Below are 19480 nucleotides of genomic sequence, written 5' to 3'. Positions count from 1 at the left end.
TTCCCGAGACGGAAGAGGCATGCATGGACCGCACCGATGTGAACTGGCGGGGCTACTGGCCCGCGGCGCCCACGCCCTTCGACGCCGGCGGCGCCTTCGACGGGGCGGCCTTCGAGGCCCTGCTCGGGCTCTACGCCGACCAGGGCGTCCACGGGGTCCTGGTCAACGGCAGCACCGGGGAGTGGTTCAGCCAGAGCAGGGCCGAGCGCGAGCGCGTCGCCGAGACCGCCGTCGCCGCCGTCGCCGGACGCCACCCCGTCGTCGTCGGCGTCACCGCCTACACCCCCGGCGAGGCCGCCGACCTGGCCCGGCACGCCGCCGCGGCCGGCGCCGACGGCGTGCTCGCCACCCCGCCGCCCTACGTCCACCCCGGCGCCGACGAGATCCTCGCCTTCTACACCGCCGTCGCCTCCGCCACCGACCTGCCGTTCATGGTCTACAACTGGCCCCGCGGCGTGGCCGTGGACATGGCCGCCGACCAGGACCTGGTCCGGCGCCTGTGCGACCTGCCCACCGTCGTGGCCTTCAAGGACAGCACCGGGGACTGGCTGCGCATGCTCGCCACGGTGGAGTCCGTCGGCGACCGGGTCCGCGTCTTCGGCAGCTTCCTGCACCGCCGCGGCCTGGCGGTCCTGGGCGGCCTGGGCGGCGACGGCAACATCGACGGCGGCGGCCTGGGGGCCCCTTTCGCCGTCCCCGCCTACGAGGCCGTCCACGCCGGGGACACCGTCGCGGCCGCCCCGTGGATCGACCGCTACACCGCCCTGTCCTCGGCGCTCGTCGCCCCCGACTACAGCGGTCGGATCGCCTCGCCGATCTCCCAGCTCAAGGCCGCCATGGCCCTGCTCGGCCAACCCGGCGGCACCGTCCGCCCGCCCCTGCTGCCGGTCACCGACCCCGCCCGCCTGGAACGCCTGCGCGCCGCCCTGGACGCGGCCGGGCTGGAGCCCGCCGGGGGTGCGCGGTGACGCCCCGCTCCGCCGCCCGGGTGGAGGTGACCGTGGACGGGCGCCCCGTCCTGGTGCGCCCCGGGACCAGTGTGGCGGCCGCGCTGCTGGAGCAGGGCCGCTGGGACTTCCGCGTCGACCCGGTCTCGGGACGGGACCGCGGCCCCTACTGCGGCATGGGCGTGTGCCTGGAGTGCGAGGTCACGGTGGACGCCCGCCCCCACGTCCGGGCCTGCCTGGAGCGGGTGCGCGAGGGCATGCGCATCGACACCGCGGCCTCGGGGGAGGACACATGAGCGCCGACACCGCCGCGCCCGCGGCGCTGACCGCCGACGCCGCCGTGGTCGGGGCGGGCCCCGCCGGGCTCGCGGCCGCGCTGGAACTGGCCCGCGCCGGACTCGACGTCCTGCTCCTGGACGAGCAGGCCGAACCCGGCGGGCAGTACTACCGCCGCCCCGGCCCCGAGGTCCTGGACGCGGTGGGCGACCACCGGCCCGAGGGCGGGCGCCTGGTCGCCCGGGTGCGCGCCGCCGGCGTGCGCGTCCTGTCCGGGCACACGGTCTGGGGGGTGGACGACGACCGCCGCACCCTGCTGGCCGCCTCCCCCGGGGGCGCGGCCGTCCGCGTCCGGGCGCGGTGGGTGGTCGCCGCCACCGGAGCCTACGAGCGCTCCGTACCCTTCCCCGGCTGGCAGCTCCCCGGCGTCGTCACACCGGGCCTGGCCCAGCACATGTCCGCCGAGGGCGTCCGCCTGGGCCGCCGCGCCGTGGTCGCCGGCTCGGGACCCTTCCTCCTGCCGGTGGCCTGCGCGCTCCTGGAACGCGGGGTACGGGTCGTGGCCGTCGCCGAGGCGGGGCGCCCCTACACCCCGGGCCCGGCCTCCCTGGGCGCACTGCGCTTCCCCGCCCGCCTGGCGGAGCTGGCCTCCTACGCCGCCCGCCTGGCGCGGCACGGGGTGCGCGTCCACCAGGACACCGTCGTGGCGCGGGCCCACGGCGCGGACCGCGTGGAGGCGGTCACCCTGACCCGCTTCTCCGACCCCGAACGGGTCGTGGCCCGCCACGGCGTGGACCTGCTCTGCGTCGGCTACGGGTTCCGCCCGCAGGCCGACCTGCCCCGGCTCCTGGGCTGCGCCGTGGACCGGGACCCGGCCACCGGGGACACCGTGCCCCGGCTCACCCCGACCGGGCGCAGCTCCGTCCCCCACGTGTACGTGGTCGGCGAGGCCGCGGGCGCGGCGGGGGCGCCCACCGCGCTGGCCCGCGGCCGGGCGGCCGCACTGGACATCCTCGCCTCCTCCGGCCGCGCCCCCGACCGGGGCGAGCGCCGCCGGCTGGCCGTGCACCTGGCGTCGCTGGCCGGGTTCACCCGCCTGACGGCCGCCCTGTACCCGGCGCCCGCCGAGCTCGTCCCCGCGCTGGCCCGCCGGCTGCCCGGGCCCACGCTGGTGTGCCGCTGCGAGTGCGTCACCGCCGACGCCGTGCGCGCGGCGGCCGCCGCCGAGGGCGGCTCCGACGTCCCCGCCGTCAAGGGCGGCACCCGCGCCGGGATGGGCCTGTGCCAGGCGCGCGAGTGCGGCCCCGCCCTGGAGGCGCTGCGCGCCGGCGGCCCGGGCACCGGGACGGTCCCCGCCCGGGTGCCCCTGCGCCCGCTGCCGCTCGCCGCCGTGCTGGAACTGGCCGACACCCCCGGGGAGGACGTGTGAACGCCTACGACGCGGTGATCGTCGGCGCCGGCGTGCTCGGTGCCGCCACCGCCCTGGAACTGGCCGAGGCGGGCCTGTCCGTCCTCGTGCTCGAACGCGGCGCCCCCAACCGCGAGGGGTCGGGCACCACCGCCGGGAACCTGCACATCCAGGCGGTGCACACCCGCCGCCCCGGGCAGGCGGTCCCCCTGGACAGCGAGGCCCTGCTCCCCGCGCAGAAGGCCGCCGACGGGCTGTGGGCCCTGGCCGAGGAGCGGCTCGACGCGGACCTGGAGGTGCGCAGGAACGGCGGGTTCATGGTCGCCGAGACCGCCGAACAGCGCCGGGAGCTGCGCACCAAGCACGTGTGGGAGCGCCGCGCCGGGCTGCGGACCGAGCTCCTGGACGGCGACGCCGCCCGCGACGCCCTGCCGCTGCTGGGGCCCACGGTCACCGCCGCCACGTGGTGCCCGCACGACGGCTACGCCAACCCGCTCAAGGCCGCCCCCGCCTACCTGGCCGCGGCCCGCCGCCTGGGCGCCCGTGTGGAGGCCTTCACCCCCGTCACGGGCCTGGAGCGGCGCGGACCGGCCTGGCGGGTGCGCACCCCGCGCGGCCGCCACGACACACCGGTGGTGGTCAACACCGCCGGCCCCTGGATCAGTGACGTCAGCGCCCTGGCGGGGGTGGACATGAGGATGTCGCCCGTCGCCATCCAGATGCACGTCACGGTCCGGGAGCGGCCCGTGCTGCACCACCTGGTGCAGCACATCGGCGAGGGCATGTCCGTCAAGCAGGTCACCGCCGGGAACCTGCTGCTGGGCGGCGGCTGGCCCGCCCGCCGCATGGACCTGGACGGGCGCAGCTCCGCCGGTGTCGCCGGGCTCACGGGCAACGTCGCCCAGGCCGTCCGCATCCTGCCCTTCCTGGCCCGCCTGCGGCTGCTGCGCATGTGGGCCGGGCCCCTGGCCGCCACCCCCGACGAGATGCCGGTGATCGGGCCGGTGCCCGGCCGGGAGGGCCTGTACGTCGCGGGCGGCACCTACGCCTTCACCTTCGCCCCCCTGTGGGGGGAGACCCTGGCCCGCATGATCCGGGGCGAGCGCCCGCGGATCGACGTCTCCGCCTTCGCCCCCGACCGGCTGACGGCCCCAGCCGGGGACGCCGACCCCGCCGCCCCCGCACACACCGAGAAGGGAACCGCACCGTGCTGAACCACAACCGCGCCCGACCCGCCGCAGGGCAGGAGGGCTCCGACGCCTCCCTGTGGCTGACCGACGCCCATGTGGTCGACGTCCTCACCGGCTCGGTGGCGCGCGACCGCACCGTCGAGATCCGCGACGGCCGTATCGCCCGGATCGGGGACGACGCCCCGCCGCCCGGCGCCGCCGTCCTGAGCCTGGGCGGACGCCACCTGATGCCCGGCCTGATCTCGGTGCACACCCACCTGTCGGTCCTGTACCCCTTCGACGCCGCCGACTACGGCGAGAACCCGGCCACCACCGTCCTGCGGGCCGCGGCCCGGGCCCGCGACGCGCTCCGCGCCGGGGTCACCACCGTGCGCACCCTGGGCGAGCAGAACCGCGCCGACCTGCTGCTGCGGGACGCCGCAGCCAAGGGCTGGGCCCCCGCCCCGCGCATCATGGGAGGCGGGAAGGCGGTCTCCACCACCGGCGGCCACGGCAAGGGCGGGCTGAGCGTCTTCGCCGACGGCCACGACGAGTTCCTCAAGGCGGCCCGCACCGAGCTGGACGCCGGCGCCGACCACATCAAGATCTTCATCACCGGCGGCATCGCGCACCTGGGGGAGACCTTCAACGGCTCCCAGACCTCCGAGGAGGAGATGCGCGCCGCCGTCCGCGCCGCCCGGGAGCACGGCACCTACGTCGTCGCCCACGCGGGCGGCTCCGAGGCCATCCGGGAGGCCATGGCCTGCGGGGTCCGCGGCTTCGAGCACGGCTACGACCTCGACGAGGCCACCGTGGCGGAGATGGCCCGGCGCCGCGTCTTCCTCACCCCCACGCTCACCGTGACCCGGTGCCCGGACTGGATGCGCGCCCACGACTTCTCCGAGTGGCAGATCGAGCTGGCCATGCGGGTCGGCCCACAGCACCTGGAGAGCATCCGCCGCGCGGCGGCGGTGCGCCGCACCGACCCCCTGGACCCCGAGGCGCCCGGGATCACCATCGTGACCGGCACCGACTACCCGCCGGGCGAGCCCATGGACGGCACGGTCACCCAGGTGCGGGAGATGGAGTTCCTCACCCTGGCCGGGCTCTCCCCGCTGGAGTCCCTCCAGGCCGCGACCGTCAACGCCGCCCGCCTGGTCGGGCTGGAGGACGGGATCGGCCGGGTCGCCCCGGGGTACGCCGCGGACCTCATCGCGGTGGGCGCCGACCCCACCTCCGACATCACCGCGCTCCACGACATCCCCCTGGTCCTCCAGGCGGGCGGCGTGGTCCGCAACGACCTTCCGAAGACCTTCCCAGGAGGCCGCAAGTGACGGACACCAACGAGCGACCGCTGCGTCTGGCGGTGGACATCGGCGGCACCTTCGTCGACGCCCTCGCCTACGACGAGACCACCGGCCGGGTGAGCCTGCACAAGGCCTCCACCACGCCCGCCGCCCCCGCCGCCGGGGTGATGGAGGCGGTCCGCGGCCTGGCCGAGGACCTGGCGCCGGTGGCCGCCTTCGTGCACGGCACGACCCTGGGGCTCAACGCCATCCTCCAGCGGCGCGGCGCCGACGTCGGCATCATCACCAACGAGGGCTTCCGCGACCTGTTCGAGGTCGCCCGCGCCGCCATCCCCGCCGACCACATGTACGACTTCTCCTACGCCCCGCCCCCGGTGCTGGTGCCCCGGCGCCACCGCCTGGGGGTCCCCGGCCGGATGGACGCCCAGGGCGGGGTGGTGCGGGACCTGGACGAGGACGCGGTGCGCGAGGCGGGCCGGGTCCTGGTGGAGGAGCACGGGCTGGGCTCCATCGCCGTGTGCTTCCTGCACTCCTACGCCAACCCCGAGCACGAGCAGCGCGCGGGCGCCGTCCTGCGGGAGGCCTTCCCGCACGTGTCGGTGTCGCTGTCGACGGACATCACCCGCGAGTACCGCGAGTACGAGCGCACCAGCACCGCCGTCATGGACGCCTACATCCGCCCGGTCCTGAACGACTACATCAGCGCGCTGGAGGCGGGGCTGCGCGACAAGGGGCTGGCCGACCCGCTGCACATCATGCGCTCGGGAGGCGGCGCGATGACCTCCGGCCTGGCCAGGTCCGCGCCGCTGACCACGGTCCTGTCGGGGCCGGCCGGAGGCGTGGTGGGGGCGGGGCACCTCGCCTCGGTGCTGGGCATCGACCGCCTGCTCTCCTTCGACGTCGGCGGCACCAGCATCGACTCGTGCGTGATCGTGGACGGCGAGCCCAGCGAGGTCCACGAGGCCGACATCGACGGCTTCCCGCTGCTCATCCCGATCTTCGACCTGCGCACCATCGGAGCCGGGGGAGGCTCCATCGCCTGGGTCGACGACGGCCTGCTGCGCGTGGGCCCGCACAGCGCGGGGGCCGTGCCCGGCCCGGTCGCCTACGGGCAGGGCGGGACGGAGCCCACGGTCACCGACGCCGCCCTCACCCTGGGCTACCTGGACGCCGCGGAGTTCCTGGGCGGCCGGATGGGCGTGGACGCCGACGCGGCGGCCGAGGCCGTCCGGCACAGGATCGCCGAACCCCTGGGCGTGGACACCGCAGAGGCGGCGGCCAGCGTCTTCCGCGTGATGATGGCCCGCTCGGTGGGCGCGCTGCGCGAGATCACGGTGGAGCGCGGCCTGGACCCGCGGGAGTTCACCCTGCTGGCCTTCGGAGGCGCCGGCCCGATGCTGGGCCCCATGCTCGCCCGCGAGATGGGCATCGCCACGACGGTCGTGCCGCGCGTCCCGGCGGCGTTCTCCGCCTTCGGCATGCTGATGTCCGACCTGGAATACGAGTTCTCCGGCACGGTCCTGCGCCCCCTGGACGAGGACCGCCTCGCCGGCCTGGCACCCGTGTTCGGGGAGCTGGAGGACCAGGCCCGCGCGGTCCTGGCCGAGCAGGGCATCCGCGAGGAGCAGGGCCGCCTGGTCCGCCGGGTGGACGTGCGCTACCGCGGCCAGGAGCACACGCTGGGCATCGACCTGGAGCCCGGCGACACCGCCGCGGCGGTCCGGGACCGGTTCCACGCCCTGCACCGCTCCCGCTACGGCCACGCCATGGACGAGCCCTGCGAGGTCATGACCGTGCGCGTGCGCGCCGTGGGCCGCCTGCCCAAGCCGGCCCTGGCCCCGCAGGAGCCCGCCCGGGGACCCGCCGTCGCCTGCGGCTCCCGCAAGGCCTTCGACCTGGCGACCGGCGCGGTGGCGGAGTTCGCCGTCCACCGGCGCGAGGACCTGGCGCCCGGCCACCGGGTGGCGGGGCCGGCCATCGTCGAGGAGGGCACCGCCACCACCGTCCTGTTCGGGGACCAGGTCCTGACCCTGGACGCCTACGGACACCTGCTGGTCACCGCGGCCGGCACGGACAGCGACACCGACCGGGAGGAGCAGGAGTGAGCGCCAACGCGGCACCGTTGGACGGTGCCACCGTCGAGGTCATCCGCAACTACGTCCACTCCGTCGCCGAGCAGATGCGCCGCACCCTGGTGCGGTCGGCGTTCAACCCCGTTATCTACGACGTGCTCGACTTCGGGATCTCCATCTACGACTCCACGTGCCGGCTCATGGCCGAGGCCGCGGGCATCACCCACTTCCTGGGCGCCAACGACCACGCGCTCCTGAAGCTGGTGGAGTACGTGGGGGAGGGGGCGATGCGCCCCGGCGACGTCTACCTCATGAACTACCCGTACTGGAGCGGCGCCCACTCCTACGACGCCATGCTCTGCGCCCCCGTCTTCCGGGACGGCCACGAGGGGCCCGCCGCCTACCTGGCGGTGCGGGCGCACTGGATGGACCTGGGCGCGAAGGAGGCCGGGTACGTCCTGGACTCCACCGACATGCACCAGGAGGGGCTGATCTTCCCCGGCACCCGGATCGTCGCCGACGGCGAGGTGGTCCGCGACATCCTGGAGCTGATCCGGTTCAACTCCCGCCTCCCCGAGGCCACCATCGGCGACTTCCACGCCCAGCTCGCCGCGCTGCGCACCGGTGAGGAGCGGCTGCGCCAGGTATGGGAGAAGTTCGGCGGCGACACCGTGGAGCAGGCCGTCCACCAGGTCATCGAGCACGGGGAGCGGGTCGCCCGACGCGCGGTGGCCGCCCTGCCCGACGGCACGTGGAGCGCGGTGGACTACGTCGACGACGACTACGTCACCGACGACCCCATCCGCATCGCGGTGGAGGTCACCATCGCCGGCGACGAGATGACCGTCGACTTCAACGGGTCCTCCGGCGCCGTGGCGGGCCCGGTCAACCTGCCCATCGGCTCCACCCTGGGCCTGGCCAAGGCCGCCTTCAAGGGGCTGACCACGCGCGACGAGGCGACCAACGCCGGGCACTTCCGCCCGCTCAAGGTCGTGGCCGACCCCGGCACGTTCTTCCACGCGGTCTACCCCGCGGCGACCTTCACCCAGTGGAGCGCCATCGTGGCGTTCGAGCTGATCTACAAGGCGCTGGCGGGGGTCATCGACAGCCTCCCCGCCTCCAGCGGCGGGGACGAGCCCGGGTTCATGGCCCTGGGCAACGACCCCCGGACCGGACGCGACTACGTGGTCAGCAACAACGAGGGCATCGGCTGGGGCGCGGCCCGCGACCACGACGGGGGCACCGCCCAGCAGCACCCCTCCCAGACCACGGTGCGCAACACCCCCGTCGAGGTGCTGGAGCACAAGGCCGCGCTCTTCCACGAGAAGGTCGAGCTGATCCCCGACTCCGGCGGCCCGGGCCGCCACCGGGGCGGCCTGGGCGTGGAGCGGGTGGTGCGCTACACGGCGCCCGGCGAGGTCCTGTCCATGAAGAAGAAGAGCAAGACCCGGCCCTGGGCCATGCACGGGGGCCACGAGCCCGAGCCCAGCCACATGGACCTGTGGCCCGGCACGGACCGGGAGAAGCGGGTGGGCATGTACCGGGCGCCCATGGCCGCCGGGGACCGGTTCGCCAACCGGACCGCCGGGGGCGGCGGCTACGGCGACCCCCTGGAGCGCGACCCCGAGGCGGTGGTCGCCGACGTCCTGGACGGCTACGTCACCGCCCGCGCCGCCCGTGAGCACTACGGGGTGGAGGTCGCCGCCGACGGTACCTGGAGCCCCACCCCGGAGAGGACGGCGCACACCGGTGCGGACCCCGGGGCCTGAGCGCCCCGGGCCGGACCGCAGCACGAGTCGTCCGCGCGGGCGCACCGCGCCCGCGCGGACGAACCCCCGGCGGGACACGGACGCGAAGTCCCGTTCCCGCTGTACCGAGGCCGCAGCGCACGCCCCGCGCACGGCCCGTGGCGCCCCCGGGCGCCGTCGGGGCAGGCGGTCCCGCACCAGGACCTCCACAGGACGAAGGGCAGGCAATCCCCAGTGAGACACTTCCACGGTCGGCCGAGCCGACACCACACACCGCGTCCGGGCGGACCCGCCGGGCGCCGCGCCGCCGCTGGCGCGACCCTCCTTGCGGCCTCCCTGCTGATCACCGCCTGCGGCGGCGGGCAGGGGGGAGCGGGCGCGGACCTGCGGGCCGCCTCGCTGGTCATCGCCGAGAACGAGCCCCCGGCCACGTTCGACCCGGTCCAGGCCGACAACTCCACCGTCAACGAGGTGGTCCGCCCGGCCTACGACACCCTGGTCCGGTTCGAGGGCACCGAGCTCGTCCCCTCGGTGGCCTCGGAGTGGACGGTGTCGGAGGACGGCACCACCATCGAACTGACCCTGCGCGACGACGTGGTCTTCCACGACGGGTCCGCGCTCACCGCCGCCGACGTCGTCTACACCCTGGACCGCGTCCAGCGCCTCCAGATCGGCGTGGCCTCGTTCCTGTCCGCCTACGAGTCGGCCGAGGCCGACGGCGACACCGGGGTGACCATCACCCTGTCCGAGCCCTCCGCCCCGTTCCTGTCCGCGCTGAGCCGGGTGTACCTGCTCAACGCCGACCTGGTGGAGGAGAACGCGGGCGGCGACGACGGCCAGCAGTGGCTGTCGGCCAACGACGCCGGGTCGGGCCCCTACCGCCTGACCGGGTACACACCCAACCAGGAGGCCTCCTTCGAGCTGTTCGGAGACTACTGGGGCGGGGTCGACGGGCAGGCCCGCAACGTCGTGTTCCGCTACCTCGCCGAGGCCTCCACCCAGGCCACCGCCCTGCGCCAGGGCGAGATCGACATCGCCATGGACATCTCCCCCCAGGACTGGGAGGCCCTGGAGGCCGAGGGGTTCACCGTCGACCGCGCCGACACCAACGTGCAGCTCTACGCCCTGTTCGACATGACCGGCAAGGGCGAGACCGAGCAGCGGGCGCTGCGCGAGGCCGTCTCCTACGCCTACGACTACGACCAGCACGTGGAGAGCATCCTCAAGGGCGCCGGGGAGCCCGCCCGCGGGGTCCTGGCCGCCGGGATGCCCTGCCACGACCCCGACGTGGCCCGGCCCTCCTTCGACCCCGACAGGGCGCGGGAGATCCTCGCCGACGAGGGGCTGGAGGGCACCTCCCTGACCATGACCTACCTGGAGGCCACGGCCGAGATGGAGCAGGCCGCGACCCTGCTCCAGTCCAACCTCGCCGACGTCGGCGTCGACCTGACGCTCCAGGCCATCACCTACCCGCAGTACATCGAGATGACCTCCGCCCCGGAGGACGTCCCGGACCTGGGGATGATCTACTCCTTCCCGGCCTTCCCCGACGCCTCCGCCGTGCTGTACCAGGGCTTCCACTCCTCCAACGCCGGCGGCGGGCTGAACTTCGGCGGCTACTCCGATGAGGACGTCGACGCCCTCGTCGAGCGCGGCCAGACCGCGACCGATCCCGACGAGCGGTGCGAGGCCTACAACGAGGCGCAGGACATCATCGCCGACGACCACGCGGCCATGGTCCTGTCCAACCCGCAGTACGTCACCGTGATCGGCGAGGGGGTCTCGGGCTACGCCTACGACCCCGCCCACCACCAGACCGTGGACGTGTACCGCATCAGCAAGGGCTGAGGCCCGCCCCGGGCGGCGCCGGAAGGCGCGGCGCCGCCCGCACCCCCGCAGAACCACCACCCGGAAGGGGAGGCACGGTGCTCTCGTTCATCGCCCGGAGGCTGGGCATGATGATCCTGGTCCTGGCCGGCCTCATCACCGTCACGTTCCTCATGACCCAGGTCCTGCCCGGGGACCCGGCGCGTGCCGCGGCCGGCCGCAACGCCACCGCGGAACAGGTCGAGGCCGCCCGCGAACGGCTGGGCTTGGACCGGCCGGTCCCCGAACAGTACGTCTCCTACATCGGCCGCGTTGCCCAGGGGGACCTGGGCACCTCGGTCTTCACCCAGCGGCCCGTCCTCGACGACATCGGCCGGGTGCTGCCCTCGTCGGTGGAGCTGGTGGGCGCCGCGATGCTCGTCAACATCGCCGTCGCGCTCCCCCTGGGGGTGGTCTCCGCCTACCGGCGGGGCCGGGCGGCCGACCTGGCCGCGCGCCTGGTCGCCCTGCTCGGGGCCGCCGTCCCGGTCTTCTGGCTGGGCCTGATACTCCAGGCGTTCCTGTCCGCCCGCTGGGGGCTGTTCCCCCTCACCGGGCACCTGGGCTTCGGTGCGAGCGTCCCCGCCGTGACGGGGATGACCACGGTCGACGCCCTGCTGGCCGGGGACCTCGCCGCCTTCGCCGACGCGCTGAGCCACCTGGCGCTGCCCGCGGTGACACTGGCCGCGTCCTACGTCGCGGTGGTCACCCGGACACTGCGCTCGACCATGATCGGCGCCCTGGACGCCGACTACATCACCCTGGCCCGCGCCACCGGGGCCTCCGAGTGGCGGGTGGTCGTCTCCCACGGCCTGCGCAACGCCCTGGTGCCCACCAGCACCATCCTGGGCATGCAGCTGGGCTGGATGCTGGGGTCCACCGTCCTGGTGGAGTCCATCTTCGGCCGCGTGGGCGTGGGGGCCTACTCCGTCACCGCCGTCCTACAGAACGACCTGTACGCCGTCATCGGCGCCGTCCTGGTGATCGGGGTCGTCTTCATCCTCGCGAACTTCGCCGTCGACCTGCTCCAGCTGTGGCTCAACCCGCGCCTGCGGCGGGGCGGGCGGCGCGGTCGCGCGGTCGCGGACGAGTCCGCCGCCCAGGCCTTCGACACCGCCGGGGAGCGCACATGACCACCACCACACCCGCTCCCGCCCGGTCCGCGGGACCGCGCGCCCTCCTGGCCCGCCTCGGCGGAGACCGGCGCGGGCACACCACCGCCATCGACCGGATCGCCCTGGGCACGGCCGGGCTCATGGTCCTCCTGGCCCTGGTAGGCCCCTACCTGGCCCCGATGGACCCCTACGCCGTGAACCTGCCCGACGCCCTGGTCCCGCCGGGCGCCGAGTACTGGCTGGGCACCGACGCCAACGGCCGGGACATCCTCAGCCGCATCCTGGCCGGCGGGCGCACCACCCTGCTGGCCACCGTCGCCGTCATCGCCGCGGCCACCCTGATCGGCACCGTGATCGGCACGGCCGCCGCGCTGGGCGGCCGGATCGTCGACGAGGTCCTCATGCGGATCTGCGACATCGGCCTCTCCCTGCCCGCGATCGTCGTGGCCCTGGGCCTGGCCGCCGCCATGGGGCCGAGCCTGCAGTCGGCCGTGATCGCCCTGGCGGCCACCTGGTGGCCGGGCTACGCCCGGCTGGTGCGGACCCTGGTCCGCGAGGTGCGCGACGCCGAGTTCGTGGAGTCCGCGCGGGTCCTGGGCGTGTCCCGCACCCGCCTGGTCCTGCGCCACGTGCTCCCCAACTCCCTGAGCGCCCTGTACGTCCAGACCACCCTGGACGTGTCGGCCGTGATGCTCGTGATCTCCGGCCTGTCCTTCGTCGGCGTGGGCGCCCAGGTGCCCGCCTCCGAGTGGGGCGCGATGATCGCGGCCTCGCGCGACACCGCCGTCACCGCGTGGTGGACGGTGCTCTTCCCCGGACTGGCCATCGCCATCACCGCGGTCGCCTTCAACCTGGTCGGTGACTGGCTCCGCGTGCGCACCGACCCCACCCTGAGAACGGGAGGGCGCCGATGAGCGCGCACCCCACGGAAGGTAGCCCGCTGCTGGACATCCGCGGGCTGACCGTGTCCTACCCGGGCCCGGAGGGGCCGGTACAGGTCGTGTGCGGCGTGGACCTCGCGGTCGCCGCGGGCGAGAGGGTCGCCCTGGTGGGAGAGTCCGGGTCCGGCAAGTCCGTGACCGCCCGCTCGGTCCTGCGCCTGGACCCCGAGGCCCGCACCGGCGGACGCATCCTGCTGGAGGGGGACGACGTCCTGGAGATGGCGCCGCGGGAGGTGCGCCGCGTGCGCGGCGCCCGCGCCGGCCTCGTCTTCCAGGACCCGCTGGCCTCGCTCAACCCCGTCAAGACCGTGGGCTGGCAGATCACCCAGCCGCTGCGGATCCGGGGCGTGGGGCGGCGGGAGGCGCGGCGCCGCGCCGTGGACCTGCTGGGCCGGCTCGGGGTGGCCGACCCCGGCCGGCGCTTCGACGACTACCCGCACCAGTTCTCCGGGGGCATGCGCCAGCGCGTGGTCATCGCCATCGCGGTGATCGCCGAACCGCGGCTGCTCATCGCGGACGAGCCCACCACCGCGCTGGACGTGCGCGTCCAGGCCCAGGTCCTGGAACTCCTGGAGGGGCTGGCCCGGGAGCGGGGCATGGCGGTCCTGCTCATCACGCACGACCTGGGCATCGTCGCCGGGTTCGCCCAGCGGGTCGCCGTCATGCGCCACGGGCTCATCGTGGAGGAGGCGGACGTGGACCGGCTCTACACCGCCCCGTCCCACCCCTACACCCGGTCCCTGCTCGACGCCGTCCCCCGCATCGGCGACCGGCCCGGCCGCCGGCTGGGCGCCGGAGCCCCCGTCCCCGCCGCCTCCGAGGGAGAAGCACTGTGAACACCGCAGGGGAGGCCCCCCTCCTGGAGGCCCGCAACCTGGTCAAGACCTTCCCCGGGAACGCCGGGACCCGCGCGGTCGACGACGTGTCCTTCACCGTGGGCCGGGGGGAGGCGCTGGGGCTCGTCGGCGAGTCGGGGTCGGGCAAGTCCACCACCGCGCGCTGCGTCGCCGGGCTCGTGCGCCCCGACTCCGGCCGGGTCCTGGTGGCGGGCCGGGACGTCACCGGGGCCCGGGGCCGGGAGCTGCGCGCCATCCGGCGGCGGGTCCAGATGGTGTTCCAGGACCCCTACTCCTCGCTCAACCCGCGGATGACCGTGGCCGAGCTCGTGGGCGAGGGCATGTACGTCCACGGCATCGAGCCCGACCGGGCGCGCCGCCGGGACCGCACCGTCCAGATCCTGGAGACGGTGGGCATGGGGTCCGAGCACCTGGACCGCTACCCGCGCTCCTTCTCCGGCGGCCAGCGCCAGCGCATCGCCATCGCCCGTGCCCTGGCGGTCGGACCGGACCTGCTCATCTGCGACGAGCCCGTGGCCTCGCTCGACGTCTCCGTGCAGGCCCAGGTCCTGGACCTGTTCTGCGACCTGCGGGAGAAGCTCGGGCTGGCGCTGCTCTTCATCGCCCACGACCTGGCGGTCGTCCACCACCTCTGCGGGCGGGTCGCCGTCATGAACTCCGGGCGGGTGGTCGAACTGGGCGACCGCGAGCAGGTCTACACCGCGCCCACCCACCCCTACACCCGCTCGCTGCTCGACGCCGTCCCCGTCCCCGACCCCGCGGCGGAGCGCGCCCGCGCGGCCGCCCGCCGCCCCGTCCCCGCACACCGAGACCCCGAGGAGAACCGGTGACCACCGTCCGCATGTTCGTCAACGGCCAGGCCATGTCCGGCGGAGAGATCAGCCACGCCCTGGAGGGGGCGCGGTTCCTGGGCCCGGCGCTGACCGCGCCGCGCTACCGCTTCTACTCCGTGCGCGACGAGTTCCCGGGCCTGCACCCGGTCGGGGAGGACGGGCGCGCCGTCCCCGGGGAGCTGTACGAGGTGGAGTACGCGCAGCTGCGCGAGCGCCTGCTGCCCGAGGAGCCCGAGGAGCTGGAGCTGGGGGTGGTGGAGATGGCCGACGGGTCGGGGGCGCTGGCCATGCGCATGCGCGCCGCCTCCCTGGGCCTGCCCGGGGTGAGCGACATCAGCGACCGGGGCGGCTGGCGCGCCCACCTGGCCGCCGGGGAGGAGCTGTGAGCGCCGCCGACCTCGTCGTCCGCGGGGGCACCGTCGTCAACGCCGGCTGGCAGGGCGCGGCCGACGTGTTCGTCTCCGCGGGCCGGGTGACGGCGCTGGCCGAGCCCGGCGCCCCCGCCCCGGACGGGTCCCGCCCCGAGGAGGTCGACGCGACCGGCCTGCTCGTGCTGCCGGGCGGCGTCGACCCCCACTGCCACGTCGGCTTCACCTCGGGCGAGTTCACCTCCCTGGACGACTACCGGGGGTGCACCACCGCCGCGGTCTTCGGGGGCACCACCACCATCGTGGACTTCGCGATCCCCCGGCCGGGGCAGGACCCCCTGGAGGCCGTGCTGGAGCGGCGCGGGGCCGCCGCGCAGGGGTTGTGCGACAGCGCCCTGCACGGGTGCGTGGTGACCTGGGACGACACCACCGAGGAGCAGCTGCGCGCCATGGCGGGGCTGGGGGTGAGCACCGTCAAGATGTTCACCACCTACCGCGGTGAGACCATGGCCGACGAGTACACGGTGCTGCGGACCATGAAGGCGGTGAGCGCCACCGGCGGCATGGTGGTGATCCACTGCGAGGCCGACCACATCATCGAGGAGGCCCAGGAGCGGAGCGGGGCCCGCGGCCGCACGGGGGCCGAGCACATGGGCGACACCCGGCCCGGGCTCGCCGAGACGGCCTCGGTCGCCGAGGTGCTGGCGATCGCCGAGTCCGTGGACGCGCCCGTGTACTTCGTCCACCAGTCCTCGCCCGAGGCCGTCGAACTGGTCGCGGCGGCCCGGCGGCGCGGACGGCGCGCCTACAGCGAGGCGGTCGCCCACCACCTGGTGCTGGACGAGTCCGCCTACGCGGGCGAGCACCCCGAGCGGTTCGTGTGCTGCCCTCCGCTGCGCCCGCGTGCCACCGTCGAGGGACTGGGCCGGCACCTGTTCACCGGCGAGATCAGCACGGTGGGCAGCGACCACTGCTGCTACGACACCGCGCAGAAGGAGCGCTACCGCCACGACGTGCGCGCCATGCCCAACGGGCTGCCCGGGGTCGAGACCCGCCTGGCGGTGCTGTACTCGGAGTACGTGGCGGCGCGGGGGCTGCCCGCCACCCGGTTCGTGGAGCTGGTGGCGGCCGCCCCGGCGCGCCTCAACGGCCTGTACCCGCGCAAGGGGGTGCTGGCTCCGGGGGCGGACGCCGACATCGTGCTGTGGGACCCGGCCGCCCGGTGGACGGTGCGCACCGGGGACCTGCACATGGCCACCGACTACACCCCTTATGAGGGCCGCGAGCTGACGGGCCGGGCCCGCACGGTGGTCGTGGGCGGACGGGTGGTGGTCCGCGACGGGGAGCTGGCCGACCCCCGGCCCCTGGGGAGGAACCTCCCCTCGGGGCCGGTGGGGACGCTGCACTGAGGGAGGGCGCCGCGGTGGGCCGGGACCGGTCCACCGCGGCGCCGTACCCGGCCGGTCGGGAGGCCGCCGGGGACGCGGGCGTTAGAAGGGATAACGGGTCGCTGTTACCGCCGATACCCTGGAGTGCATGGGAGACAGGCAGGACACACGGCGGCGCGTGATCGACGCCGCCGCGGACATCCTCACCCGCCAGGGGCGCGAGGCCGTCACGACGCGCTCGGTGAGCGCCGCCGCCGGGGTGCAGCCGCCCACCCTCTACCGGCTGTTCGGGGACATGGCCGGGCTGTTCGACGCCGTGGCCGCCGACGGGTTCGACCGCTACCTGGCCGGGAAGCAGGCCCAGGTCGCCACCGGGGACCCGGTCCAGGACCTGCGGGCGGGCTGGGACCTGCACGTCCGCTTCGGGCTGGACAACCCCGCCCACTACGTGCTGATGTACGCTCCCGGCGCCTCCGGCGGCGGAGGAGGGGAGGCGGCGGCCCGGGCGCAGGAGATCCTGCGGGGGCTGGTCGGCCGGGTCGCCGAGGCCGGGCGGCTGGCGGTCGACGCCGAGACCGCGGCGGAGATGATCCACACCGCCGGGAGGGGTGTGGTGCTGCGCCTCATCGAGCGGGGCGCGGACGACCCGCGCCTGTCGGAGGCGGTGCGCGAGGCCGTGCTGGCCGCCGTGGTCACCGGCCCCGCGCGGACGGAGGGCGCCGGTGACACCGGGGTGTCCGCCCACGCCAACGCGTTGCGGGTGCTGCTGTCCCGGGGCGGGGCCGGCGGGCTGCTGACCCCGGGCGAGGCGGCCCTGGTGGACGAGCTGCTGGTCCGGCTGGCGTCCCACCGGCCCCCGCCCGCCTGATCCGCGGCGGCGGTCCCGGGCCGCACGGACCGACCGAGGAATCGCGGGGCGGGGCATGCCCCGACGGCGGTGGCCCCGGGCGGGGCGCCCACCGCACGCACCGGTCGCGACACGTGCCGACGGTGGTGCCGGTCGCGGCACACACCGCCCACAGCGCACACCGCCCACAGCGCACACCACCCACGGCGCGCACTGCCCACGGCACACACCGCCCACAGCACACACCGCCCACGGCGCGCGTCGGCTCCGGCAGGTTCAGACCGGGCCGGTGAGCAGGCGGACGCGGTCGCCGCCCGCGGCGGCGTCCACGCGGTGCGCGCTGCCGGGGTCGGTGTCGACCTCGGTGACCACCTCGCCCTCGCCGGAGGAGGCGTCCACGGCGTAGGCGGCCTCGGGCAGCGTGATGTCGGCGTCGCCGTCGCCGGTGCGCACCGTCACGGCGTCGGGGACGGCGGTGAGCTCCAGGTCGACGTCGCCGTCGGCGGTGACGGCCTCCACCTCGTCCGAGGCGAGCCCCCGGCCGATGAGGTCGCCGCCGTCGCTGGCCATGGTGAGGGGACCGATGGTGTCGGAGACCGAGACGCGGCCGTCGCCGCTGGTCGCGGTCAGGGGTCGGACGAAGCCGAAGGCCGTGATGTCGCCGCTGCCGCTCACCACGGTGAGGGTGGTGCCCTCCGGGACGATCACCTCGTACTCGGCCTCGCAGTCGGTGAAGGCCCCGCAGCGCACGCGCAGCCGGAGGGTGTCGCCGGTGAGGCCCCAGTCGGCCTCGGGGGAGCCCAGCAGGGAGCCGGAGGAGATCCAGCGGGTCACCTCGACCTCGTCGACGTCGCCGGGGGAGACGCGCAGGTCGCCGTTGTCGGCGTCGATGGTGAGCAGGTCGGAGGAGGGGGCGAAGCCCGCCTGCTCCGGTTCGGGGGCCCGGTCCGGGGCGCAGGCCGTGGCGGCCAGGAGTATCAGGATGCCTACCGCGGTCGCCGCGGCGGGGCGGCGCAGGGCCGCGCGGACCCTCCGGGCGCGGCGGGACGGGACGCGGGCGTTGCTCATGCCGCGACGTTAGTGCGCCCGCCGGCAGCGGACCCCCACGTGCGGGCACGTGTCGGGTCAAGCGCGGACCCGGCCGGAACGCCGGGGGCCCCGGGGCGGACGCCCCGGGGCCCCCGCGCGCTCGCGGAGGACGTCACTCCCGGCCGAGCGCCTCGTGGATGAGGGGGACGATGCCCTCCAGGGCGTAGGAGACGCCCAGGGTGGAGCCGCTGGAGAAGGCGTTGGCCAGCTCCGGGTCGTCCAGGATGATGAGGCGTTCGTCCTGCGCGGAGCCGATGCCCTGCAGGACCGGGTCCTCCTTCAGCGTCTCGGCGACGTCGCCGATCGGGAAGACGATGGTCAGGTCGGCGTCCAGGACCTCCACCAGCTCCGGGCTGAGGTCGACGTAGAACGCGCCGTCGGCCATGTCGGTGATCTCGGACTTGTACTCGAAGCCCAGGTCCTGGAGCACGTCGACGCGGCTGTCGCCGGGCACGTAGGCGCCGTACTGGCCGTCGAAGTAGGCGCCCACGGCGATGGTGACGTCGGCGAAGTCCGGGTTCTCCTCGCGCAGGGCCTCGAACTCCCCCTCCAGTTCGGAGACCAGCTCCTCGCCGCGCTCCTCCTCGTTCAGGGCCAGCGCGACCTGGCGGGTCTGCTCCTGCCAGGTGGTGCCGTAGGTGACCTCCACGCCGGGCGGCGGGCCGATCACCGGGGCGACCGGGGAGAGCAGGTCGTAGCGCTCCCGGCTGTTGTCGGAGCGGGTGTCGAGGATGACGTCGGGCTCCAGGGCCGCGATCTCCTCCAGGTTCGGCTCCAGGGTGGCCAGCTGGGCGGGCTCGGAGTCGAACAGGTCGGCGGCCCAGGGGCCGACGCCGGGGGAGCCGTAGGCCTGCCAGTCGGCGACGCCGACCGGCTGCACGCCCAGGGCGAGCGCGGTCTCGGCGTCGGACCAGCCCATGGCCACCACGTTCTCGGGGCGGTCCTCGACGGTGACGTCCCCGAAGAGGGTCGGGACGGTGACGGGGTAGCCCTCGGCGGCCCCGCCGGAGGGGGAGTCGGGCTCCTCGGCCGCCCCGCCGCCGCAGGCGGCGAGCATCAGGACGGAGAGCGCGCCGGCGGCGATCGCGCCGCCGCGGGTCAGCGGGCCACGGTTCATGGAGCCTCATCATTCTCGGGAAGGTCACGGTCAGCTTAGGCTTGCCTAAGGTGAATCATAGTGATGGACTCCGGGGTGGGTGCAAACCGGGATGAACGGCGCGCCGCGGGGTCGGCGATGCGGTGAGCCCCG

At 75.2% G+C, this 19480-nt stretch carries 17 protein-coding genes; 15 read left to right on the top strand and 2 right to left on the bottom strand.

Going from position 1 to position 19480, the window contains the following annotated elements:
• The first annotated feature begins 23 nt into the window (after window positions 1-23).
• The 15 genes from KGD84_RS19870 to KGD84_RS19800 all read left to right on the top strand — a co-directional run bounded on the left by KGD84_RS19870 (window position 24) and on the right by KGD84_RS19800 (window position 17163).
• On the top strand, window positions 24-968 hold the full coding sequence (locus KGD84_RS19870; RefSeq protein WP_220561909.1) for a dihydrodipicolinate synthase family protein: 945 nt from the start codon (window positions 24-26) through the stop codon (window positions 966-968).
• On the top strand, window positions 965-1243 hold the full coding sequence (locus KGD84_RS19865) for a (2Fe-2S)-binding protein (protein WP_220561908.1): 279 nt from the start codon (window positions 965-967) through the stop codon (window positions 1241-1243). The genes KGD84_RS19870 and KGD84_RS19865 overlap by 4 nt, the downstream gene beginning before the upstream one ends.
• Window positions 1240-2652 (top strand): NAD(P)/FAD-dependent oxidoreductase, encoded by a 1413-nt coding sequence (locus KGD84_RS19860; protein ID WP_220561907.1) that lies wholly within the window; start codon window positions 1240-1242, stop codon window positions 2650-2652. Before KGD84_RS19865 ends, KGD84_RS19860 begins: the two co-directional genes overlap by 4 nt.
• Entirely contained in the window at window positions 2649-3845 is a 1197-nt protein-coding gene (locus KGD84_RS19855) for an NAD(P)/FAD-dependent oxidoreductase (RefSeq protein WP_220561906.1), read from the top strand. Before KGD84_RS19860 ends, KGD84_RS19855 begins: the two co-directional genes overlap by 4 nt.
• On the top strand, window positions 3839-5134 hold the full coding sequence (locus tag KGD84_RS19850; protein WP_220561905.1) for an amidohydrolase family protein: 1296 nt from the start codon (window positions 3839-3841) through the stop codon (window positions 5132-5134). The genes KGD84_RS19855 and KGD84_RS19850 overlap by 7 nt, the downstream gene beginning before the upstream one ends.
• Window positions 5131-7212, top strand: coding sequence for a hydantoinase/oxoprolinase family protein (locus KGD84_RS19845; RefSeq protein ID WP_220561904.1), 2082 nt, complete (start codon window positions 5131-5133; stop codon window positions 7210-7212). Before KGD84_RS19850 ends, KGD84_RS19845 begins: the two co-directional genes overlap by 4 nt.
• Window positions 7209-8948: a hydantoinase B/oxoprolinase family protein gene (locus KGD84_RS19840; protein WP_220561903.1), complete on the top strand. Its 1740-nt coding sequence runs from the start codon at window positions 7209-7211 to the stop codon at window positions 8946-8948. The genes KGD84_RS19845 and KGD84_RS19840 overlap by 4 nt, the downstream gene beginning before the upstream one ends.
• Window positions 8949-9161: 213 nt before the next feature.
• Window positions 9162-10775, top strand: coding sequence for an ABC transporter substrate-binding protein (locus tag KGD84_RS19835; protein WP_220561902.1), 1614 nt, complete (start codon window positions 9162-9164; stop codon window positions 10773-10775).
• 77 nt (window positions 10776-10852) lie between these two features.
• Window positions 10853-11926, top strand: coding sequence for an ABC transporter permease (locus KGD84_RS19830; RefSeq protein ID WP_220561901.1), 1074 nt, complete (start codon window positions 10853-10855; stop codon window positions 11924-11926).
• On the top strand, window positions 11923-12822 hold the full coding sequence (locus KGD84_RS19825) for an ABC transporter permease (protein ID WP_220561900.1): 900 nt from the start codon (window positions 11923-11925) through the stop codon (window positions 12820-12822). The genes KGD84_RS19830 and KGD84_RS19825 overlap by 4 nt, the downstream gene beginning before the upstream one ends.
• The gene (locus tag KGD84_RS19820; protein WP_220561899.1) at window positions 12819-13685 is read left to right on the top strand and encodes an ABC transporter ATP-binding protein; all 867 of its coding nucleotides are present in this window, start codon (window positions 12819-12821) and stop codon (window positions 13683-13685) included. Before KGD84_RS19825 ends, KGD84_RS19820 begins: the two co-directional genes overlap by 4 nt.
• Window positions 13682-14536 (top strand): ATP-binding cassette domain-containing protein, encoded by an 855-nt coding sequence (locus tag KGD84_RS19815; protein ID WP_220561898.1) that lies wholly within the window; start codon window positions 13682-13684, stop codon window positions 14534-14536. The genes KGD84_RS19820 and KGD84_RS19815 overlap by 4 nt, the downstream gene beginning before the upstream one ends.
• Window positions 14533-14925: an allophanate hydrolase-related protein gene (locus KGD84_RS19810; RefSeq protein WP_220561897.1), complete on the top strand. Its 393-nt coding sequence runs from the start codon at window positions 14533-14535 to the stop codon at window positions 14923-14925. The genes KGD84_RS19815 and KGD84_RS19810 overlap by 4 nt, the downstream gene beginning before the upstream one ends.
• The gene (locus KGD84_RS19805; RefSeq protein WP_220561896.1) at window positions 14922-16316 is read left to right on the top strand and encodes an amidohydrolase family protein; all 1395 of its coding nucleotides are present in this window, start codon (window positions 14922-14924) and stop codon (window positions 16314-16316) included. Before KGD84_RS19810 ends, KGD84_RS19805 begins: the two co-directional genes overlap by 4 nt.
• Window positions 16317-16443: 127 nt before the next feature.
• Window positions 16444-17163 carry a TetR/AcrR family transcriptional regulator gene (locus KGD84_RS19800; protein ID WP_220561895.1) on the top strand — a complete coding sequence of 240 codons (720 nt, stop codon included), beginning with the start codon at window positions 16444-16446 and terminating at the stop codon, window positions 17161-17163.
• Between the two features lie 255 nt (window positions 17164-17418).
• Here the strand turns inward: KGD84_RS19800 and KGD84_RS19795 are convergent, their stop codons facing one another.
• Window positions 17419-18210, bottom strand: coding sequence for a DUF4097 family beta strand repeat-containing protein (locus KGD84_RS19795; RefSeq protein WP_220561894.1), 792 nt, complete (start codon window positions 18208-18210; stop codon window positions 17419-17421).
• 133 nt (window positions 18211-18343) lie between these two features.
• Window positions 18344-19348: an ABC transporter substrate-binding protein gene (locus KGD84_RS19790; RefSeq protein WP_220561893.1), complete on the bottom strand. Its 1005-nt coding sequence runs from the start codon at window positions 19346-19348 to the stop codon at window positions 18344-18346.
• Between the last annotated feature and the right edge of the window lie 132 nt (window positions 19349-19480).

The organism is Nocardiopsis changdeensis, from assembly GCF_018316655.1.
In the GTDB taxonomy this organism is placed as follows: Bacteria; Actinomycetota; Actinomycetes; order Streptosporangiales; family Streptosporangiaceae; genus Nocardiopsis; species Nocardiopsis changdeensis.
This window is presented reverse-complemented; position numbering and strand designations above follow the sequence as displayed.